This window comes from Vibrio sp. D173a (assembly GCF_030248475.1).
This window is the reverse complement of sequence record NZ_JAHGAH010000190.1, coordinates 1-7181: the sequence shown is the minus strand read 5'-3', so window position 1 is coordinate 7181 and position 7181 is coordinate 1. Positions and strand designations below refer to the sequence as shown.

Here is a 7181-nt window from a genome sequence, read left to right as displayed (position 1 = left end):
CTGATCGGCATTACCACCAATGGTGGAGCTTTTCAATTCTGAATGTTCTTTAGCAACTATGGGCGAGCAACAAAACCTACTGCTTCGTACGCTTTCTTCAACGTTTCAGCCGCACGTGCCGATGCTTTCTCAGCGCCTTGCTTCATCACTTCGTTCATGTAAGCGCGGTCAGCACGGATACGGTGGTATTCAGCTTGAATAGGCTCAAGCATAGTAACTAGAGCTTCACCAACGTCTTTTTTGAATGGACCGTACATTTCAACGCCTTGGTATTTCGCTTCAATCTCTTCAAAGCTCATGCCTGTTGCCGCAGAGTACAGACCCATTAGGTTAGAGATACCTGCCTTGTTGTCCCAATCGTGAGCGATACGCGGTGGCGTTTCTGTGTCGGTTTGCGCTTTGTTGATCTTCTTAATGATCGACTTAGGCTCTTCCAACAACGTGATAACGTTCTTACGGTTGTCATCAGATTTAGACATCTTCTTGGTTGCGTCTTGAAGGCTCATTACACGCGCGTTTACCGTCGGAATGTAAGGCTCTGGCACTTGGAAGATTGGCTGCTCTGGTGAGTAGATGTTGTTGAAGCGGTTAGCAATATCACGCGCTAGCTCTAGGTGTTGCTTCTGGTCGCTACCTACAGGCACTTGGTGTGCGCCGTAAAGCAGGATGTCTGCCGCCATCAGTACTGGATAGTCAAACAGACCAACGTTTACATCACCAAACTGGCTTGAGCTGTCGTTTGAGTAACGTGCAGATTTGTCTTTAAACTGCGTCATACGACCCAGTTCACCCATCTGGGTGTAACAGTTAAGAAGCCAACCAAGTTGAGCATGCTCTGGTACGTGTGACTGAACAAATAGCGTGCTCTTCTTCGGGTCAACACCAACTGCCAGACAGATCGCCAGTGCGTCTAGAGTCGCTTCATGCAGCGCTTTAGGGTCCTGACGAACCGTAATCGCGTGAAGGTCTACCACACAGTATTGGCAATCATAATCGTCTTGCATCTGCTGCCATTGACGTAGAGCACCCAAGTAGTTACCGATACTTAGTTCACCTGAAGGTTGAACACCACTCAATACAATGGGTTTGCTCATTAGAATGATTCCTTTGACTTCTTAATCTAATTAAATGAAAAAACCGTGCAGCGATAGGCGCACGGTTTACTCAGTGTACTCATTAACGAGTATTTTGGAAGCTCTTTTGTAGCCGTTATGCAGAAACCGCTACAACGTCCAATAATTCTGCCAAACTGTCAGCGACGAAATCTGGATTTGACGCTGAAATTGGCTCGCCATGGTTGTAACCATAAGTCAGACCAAATGAGGCGCAACCTGCGTTCTTCGCTGCAAGAATGTCGTTCTTCGAGTCACCGACCATCAGCATTTCACTTGGTTGGATTTGGTGCTTTTCCATCAACCAGTTCAGTGCGATTGGGTTTGGTTTTTTCTCTGGGAACGCATCGCCACCTAGCACATCAACAAAGTATTTTGCGATGTCGTGCTTTTCTAAAACATCAGGCACAAACTTCGAAGGCTTGTTGGTTACCAATGCCATAACAAAGCCGGCTTTGTGTAACTCTTCCAGTGTCTCTTTTACCGTTGGGTAAAGGTGGCTTAGTTTGTGACCGCTTTGATCATAGTAGTCATCAAACAGTACACGTGCTTTAGTACGAAGCTCTGCATTCAGATCTGGGTTGATGGTTAAGCTCTGGCTCAATGCACGACCGATCAACACGTCTGCGCCGTTGCCCACATAATCACGGACTTGCTCTTCTGAAACAGAAGGAAAACCAAGTGCTTGAACGGCTTGGTCTGCCGCAACCGCTAGATCCGGTACGCTATCAAGCAAAGTACCGTCTAGGTCAAAGGCAATGAATTTAATGTCTTGTTGAGTCATAACTTCCCTGAAGATTTTTATTTATAAATCGGTGAAAACGACAAAGGATGGCCCCCCATCCTTTGTTTTTATCATTGTGTCTGACTTTGCAGTAACCATTTGTTTATTAGAAGTTTGTCTAGCAATTACTTTGCTGCAATACGCTGACGAACCGCTTCAAACAAACAAATACCTGATGCCACAGATACGTTCAAACTTGAAACGCTACCTGCCATTGGGATCTTAATCAAATCGTCACAGGTTTCGCGAGTCAGACGACGCATGCCGTCACCTTCTGCACCCATTACGATAGCAAGAGGACCCGTCAGTTTTGCTTGGTAGATGTCGTGCGTTGCTTCGCCCGCCGTGCCCACAAACCAAATGCCTTGCTCTTGCAGTGTACGCATAGTACGAGCCAAGTTAGTCACTCGGATCAATGGCACGACTTCAGCCGCGCCACAAGCGACTTTGCTTACGGTTGCGTTCATCGGTGCAGAACGATCTTTCGGTACGATGATCGCCGCTGCGCCAGCTGCGTCTGCATTACGTAGGCAAGCACCTAGGTTGTGCGGATCCGTCACGCCGTCCAATACCAATAGTAGCGGTGATTCGTGCTGCGCTAGGATGCCATCGATGTCATTTTCATTAAGCTGTTTCGCCGCTTTAACACGAGCAATGATGCCTTGGTGGTTAGCACCGTTCGCTTTGTCGTCCAGCGTTTTACGTGTCATTTGTTGAATCGAAACACCACAAACCTGAAGATCGTTCAGGATTGGCATTAGGCGATCGTCTTGACGACCCTTTAAAACATACGCTTCGATAAAACGCTCTGGTTCGCGTTCCAATACCGCCTTCACTGCGTGAAGGCCGTAGATAAATTCGTTACTCATTGTTTAACCTGTTGTTCTGGTCGTATTGCCTGCACCAATCTACCCGTTTAAATCCAGACTAGATTGGCGATTCAGCCTACTCTGCGTCACTCTTAGTACGCTTAGTCTTCTTCGGCTTACTGTGTGGCTTTTTCTTGCGTGCTTTTTTCACTTTCGGCTTTTTAGCGCCTTCAGTGTCACTGCGTTTTGCTCCATTTGGGCGAGGCTTTTCTGCTACGGCAGGCTCTGGTCGCTTGGTTGGTTCAATCGCAGGTGTTGCACGAGTGCCGCCTTTTGTTGCCGCACGTTTTTTCTCTTTCGCTTTACGTTTGGCATCCGCTGCGCGTTTCTTCGCAGTCTTACCTTTGCCGCGTAGCTTACGGCTTGTTTCGATTAATTCAAAGTCAATTTGCTTGTCATTTAAGTTAACCGCAAGCACTTTTACTTTCACCGCATCGCCTAGGCGATAGATGTTACCGAAGCTTTCACCGATAAGTCTTTGACCAATAGGATCAAATTGGTAGTAGTCGTTCGCTAACGTCGAAATGTGTACCAAACCATCAATATGCAGCTCAGTTAGACGAACAAAGAAACCAAAGCTGGTCACGTTGGCAATAACACCATCCAACTCGTCGCCAACATGGTCTTGCATGTATTCACACTTTAACCAATCAGCCACTTCACGAGTTGCGTCGTCTGCACGACGCTCTGTCATTGAACATTGCTCACCGTAGAAGTCCATGTCGTCAAACGAGTAGTGGTAACCGCCGGTTGGTGTCCAACGATCTTGGTTACGGCCTTCTTCTTTAGCAATCAGATATTTGATTGCGCGGTGAAGCAGCAAGTCTGGGTAGCGACGAATTGGCGACGTGAAGTGCGCGTAACGTTTCAGCGCTAGACCAAAGTGGCCTGCATTGTCTGCGTTGTAGACCGCTTGCTTCATTGAGCGCAGCAACATGGTTTGAATCAGCTCTTTGTCCTGACGTTCTGCGATTTGTTTTACCAAATCGGCATAGTCGGTTGGTGATGGCTCTAGACCACCTTTCAGATCCAGACCTAACTCACTTAGGAAGTCACGGAAACCTTGCAGACGCAGTTCACCCGGAGATTCGTGAACACGGTACAACGCTGGTTCTTTCGCTTTCTCAACATAAGACGCTGAAGCGATGTTCGCGAGGATCATACATTCTTCGATGATCTTATGTGCGTCGTTACGAATCACTGGCTCGATGCTTTCAATCTTACGATCCGAGTTGAAGATAAACTTAGCTTCAACGGTTTCGAATTCGATCGCACCACGGTTATCACGCGCTTCTTTAAGTATTTTGTACATCGCGTGCAGCTCTTCAAGGTGAGGAACGACAGCGTGATAACGCATACGTAGTTCTTCATCCCCTTCTAGAATCGCGCCCACTTTGTTGTAAGTCAGACGAGCGTGCGAATTCATCACGGCTTCGTAGTGTTTGTAGCCTGACAGCTTACCAGTGTCAGAGATGGTCATCTCACACACCATACACAAGCGATCAACCTGTGGGTTAAGTGAACACAAACCGTTTGATAGCACTTCAGGTAGCATTGGCACCACTTGAGATGGGAAGTACACCGAGTTACCACGGTTGATGGCTTCTTTATCCAGCGCAGAGTCTGTACGTACGTAGTAACTTACGTCAGCAATCGCAACCCATAAGCACCAACCGCCACTCTTTTTCTTCTCACAGTAAACGGCGTCATCGAAGTCACGCGCGTCTTCACCATCGATGGTCACCAACGGTAAGTCACGCAGGTCGACACGACCTACTTTCGCTTCTTCTGGAACTTCTTCGCCCAGGTTTTCAATTTGCTTATCAACCGCTTCTGGCCAATCGTGTGGAATTTGGTGGGTACGAATTGCAATTTGCGTTTCCATGCCCGGCGCCATGTTTTCGCCAAGGACTTCAACCACTTTACCCATCATGCCACGTGAGCGAGAGCCGCGATCAGTAATCTCAATCACGACCACGTTACCCATACGAGCACCCGCTTTGTGCTCATTTGGGATCAAAATATCTTGGCTAATACGAGAGTCATCAGGCACAACGTATGAGTAGCCGTATTCAAGGAAGAAACGACCCACAATCTGCGTATTACGTTCTTCTAAAACACGTACAAGACGACCTTCACGACGACCACGCTTGCTGTTGTCAGTTGGTTGCACCAGCACGTAGTCACCGTGGATGATGTGCTTCATCTGGTGATGCGGCAGTACAATGTCATTATCCTTGCCGACACTGCCTTCAGGACGAACCCAACCATGGCCATCTTTGTGGCCAATTACGTAACCTTTCACCATCTCGAGTTTTTCTGGTAACGCGTAGCACTGACGGCGCGTAAACACAAGCTGACCATCACGCTCCATTGCGCGCAGTCGACGACGCAAACCTTCGTACTGCTCTTCACCTTTAAGTTTCAGCGCTTCGAACAAATCATTGCGATTCATCGGTACGCCTGCTTCTTCTAGAAACTCAAGAATGAACTCTCGGCTTGGGATTGGATTTTCGTAATTTTTGGATTCACGATCTGCGAAAGGATCGTTTGGAATGTTGTCTGACATAGGCACGCCTATCTAGCAAGGAAGGTATAGAGCTAGTATATCCGAGTCTCTCGATAAGCTACAGAAATTGCTTTAAAAAAGAGTGTCAGTAAGAAGATTTATAAAGCGTTAAGAAGGCTAAGGACGAGCAAGTAAGATCAGCAGTTCTGAATTATCGCTCAGTAGCTCCTCAATCGTGCAGTCATCCAGTTCTGCAAGAAAGGCCAATTTCGCTTTCGCTAACTTTTCTTTTAGACGACATGCCGGCGTGATATGGCAGAATTCAACAGAGCAATTCACCAAATCTAATGGCTCTAAATCACGCACCACACCACCGACTGTGATTTCTTGCGGTGCTTTCATTAAACGAATGCCACCATTTTTACCGCGCACTGTATGTACATAACCAAGCTGTCCAAGACGGTTGATCACTTTCACCATATGGTTACGTGATACACCAAATAAATCAGTCACTTCGGTAATATTTGTTAGCTCATCTTTTGGCAATGATGCCAAGTAGATTAAGGTTCTGAGCGCGTAGTCGGTAAAGCTGGTTAACTGCATATTGCTATCCTCTCTAATAGCAAAATTGTAATTCTTTTCTTGATCAAAAGATACATTTGAGATACAACTTTAAACATGCATTACAAATACAACTTTAAATAGGAATCCATTATGCTCAGCAACCAAACCATTGATATCGTGAAAGTAACCGCCCCTATTATCGCTGAAACTGGCCCGAAACTAACGGCACATTTTTATGATCGCATGTTTACCCATAACCCTGAGTTAAAAGACATTTTCAACATGAGTAACCAGCGTAATGGTGACCAACGTGAAGCTCTATTTAATGCAATCTGTGCTTATGCAGCCAACATCGATAACCTTCCAGCACTGCTTGGTGCAGTAGAGAAGATCGCCCACAAGCACACCAGTTTTATGATCACTAAAGATCAGTACCAAATCGTTGGCACACATCTACTGGCGACGATCGACGAATTGTTATCTCCGGGTCAGGAAGTGATTGATGCATGGGCAGAAGCTTATGGCGTGCTTGCGAACGTGTTCATTCAACGTGAAGAGCAAATCTACCAAGAGAATGCCGCACTTCAAGGTGGCTGGCGTGGGCTGCGCGAATTTGAGTTGGTGGGCAAGCAGCTTGAAAGTGAAAACATCTGTAGCTTTGTTTTCAAACCAACCGATGGTGAAATGGTTTCTGAGTACAAACCGGGGCAATACCTAGGTATCTACATCAACAGCGATAAGTTTGAAAACCAAGAGATTCGCCAATACAGCCTATCCTCTGCAGTTCAAGAGAACAGTTACCGTATCTCTGTAAAACGCGAACAAGGCGGCAAAGTGTCTAACTTCCTGCACGATGATCTGAACATCGGCGACAAAGTGCAGCTCGCAGCACCGGCAGGTGACTTCTTTATGGACGTAGATGCTTCTACACCAGTTGTTTTAGTGTCAGCGGGCGTTGGTCTAACTCCGACTCTATCAATGCTTGAGAGCCTTTCTGAGCACCAAGCGTCATTAACCTGGGTGCATGCAGCAGAAAACGGTCAACAGCACGCATTCAAACAGCACGTAAACCAGCTTGTGAATGCAAAAGAAAACATGAACTCGCTAGTGTGGTACAACCAACCAACAGCAGATGACAAGATGGGTGAAGATTTCCACTTCAGTGGTTTTGTAAACCTGAAGGAAATTGAAGCCGCCCTTAAGCAAGACAACGTGCAAGTCTACTTCTGTGGCCCTGTTGGCTTTATGCAGCACGTCGCGAAGCAGTTGCTTGAGCTTGGTGTAGCGCAAGACCAATTCCACTACGAATGCTTCGGCCCACACAAAGGTATGCGCCCCATGAA

The 7181-nt window shown here is 46.8% G+C and carries 6 protein-coding genes; 1 reads left to right on the top strand and 5 read right to left on the bottom strand.

The annotated features are described in order from the left end of the window. Nucleotides 1-56 precede the first annotated feature (56 nt). From trpS to nsrR, 5 genes are all read right to left on the bottom strand, one after another. Nucleotides 57-1094, bottom strand: a complete 1038-nt coding sequence (gene trpS, locus KIV40_RS18640; RefSeq protein ID WP_005432761.1) for a tryptophan--tRNA ligase — start codon at nt 1092-1094, stop codon at nt 57-59. 115 nt (nt 1095-1209) lie between these two features. After that, a complete protein-coding gene (locus KIV40_RS18635) occupies nt 1210-1896 on the bottom strand; it encodes a phosphoglycolate phosphatase (protein WP_012126468.1) in 687 nt (228 codons plus the stop codon). Nucleotides 1897-2021: 125 nt separating this feature from the next. Then, the gene (gene rlmB, locus KIV40_RS18630) at nt 2022-2765 is read right to left on the bottom strand and encodes a 23S rRNA (guanosine(2251)-2'-O)-methyltransferase RlmB (protein WP_012126469.1); all 744 of its coding nucleotides are present in this window, start codon (nt 2763-2765) and stop codon (nt 2022-2024) included. 76 nt (nt 2766-2841) lie between these two features. After that, nucleotides 2842-5334 carry a ribonuclease R gene (gene rnr / locus KIV40_RS18625; protein WP_285350699.1) on the bottom strand — a complete coding sequence of 831 codons (2493 nt, stop codon included), beginning with the start codon at nt 5332-5334 and terminating at the stop codon, nt 2842-2844. Between the two features lie 117 nt (nt 5335-5451). Continuing rightward, the gene (gene nsrR / locus KIV40_RS18620) at nt 5452-5877 is read right to left on the bottom strand and encodes a nitric oxide-sensing transcriptional repressor NsrR (RefSeq protein WP_005432776.1); all 426 of its coding nucleotides are present in this window, start codon (nt 5875-5877) and stop codon (nt 5452-5454) included. 111 nt (nt 5878-5988) lie between these two features. On the opposite strand from nsrR, the gene hmpA reads away from it, so the two are divergent. Continuing rightward, on the top strand, nt 5989-7181 hold a 1193-nt coding region (gene hmpA, locus KIV40_RS18615; protein WP_285350698.1), incomplete at its 3' end, for an NO-inducible flavohemoprotein.

Coding starts and splice junctions, on each gene's coding strand:
- trpS (WP_005432761.1), bottom strand. CDS start 1,094: ATGAGCAAACCCATTGTATTGAGTGGTGTTCAACCTTCAGGTGAACTA.
- KIV40_RS18635 (WP_012126468.1), bottom strand. CDS start 1,896: ATGACTCAACAAGACATTAAATTCATTGCCTTTGACCTAGACGGTACT.
- rlmB (WP_012126469.1), bottom strand. CDS start 2,765: ATGAGTAACGAATTTATCTACGGCCTTCACGCAGTGAAGGCGGTATTG.
- rnr (WP_285350699.1), bottom strand. CDS start 5,334: ATGTCAGACAACATTCCAAACGATCCTTTCGCAGATCGTGAATCCAAA.
- nsrR (WP_005432776.1), bottom strand. CDS start 5,877: ATGCAGTTAACCAGCTTTACCGACTACGCGCTCAGAACCTTAATCTAC.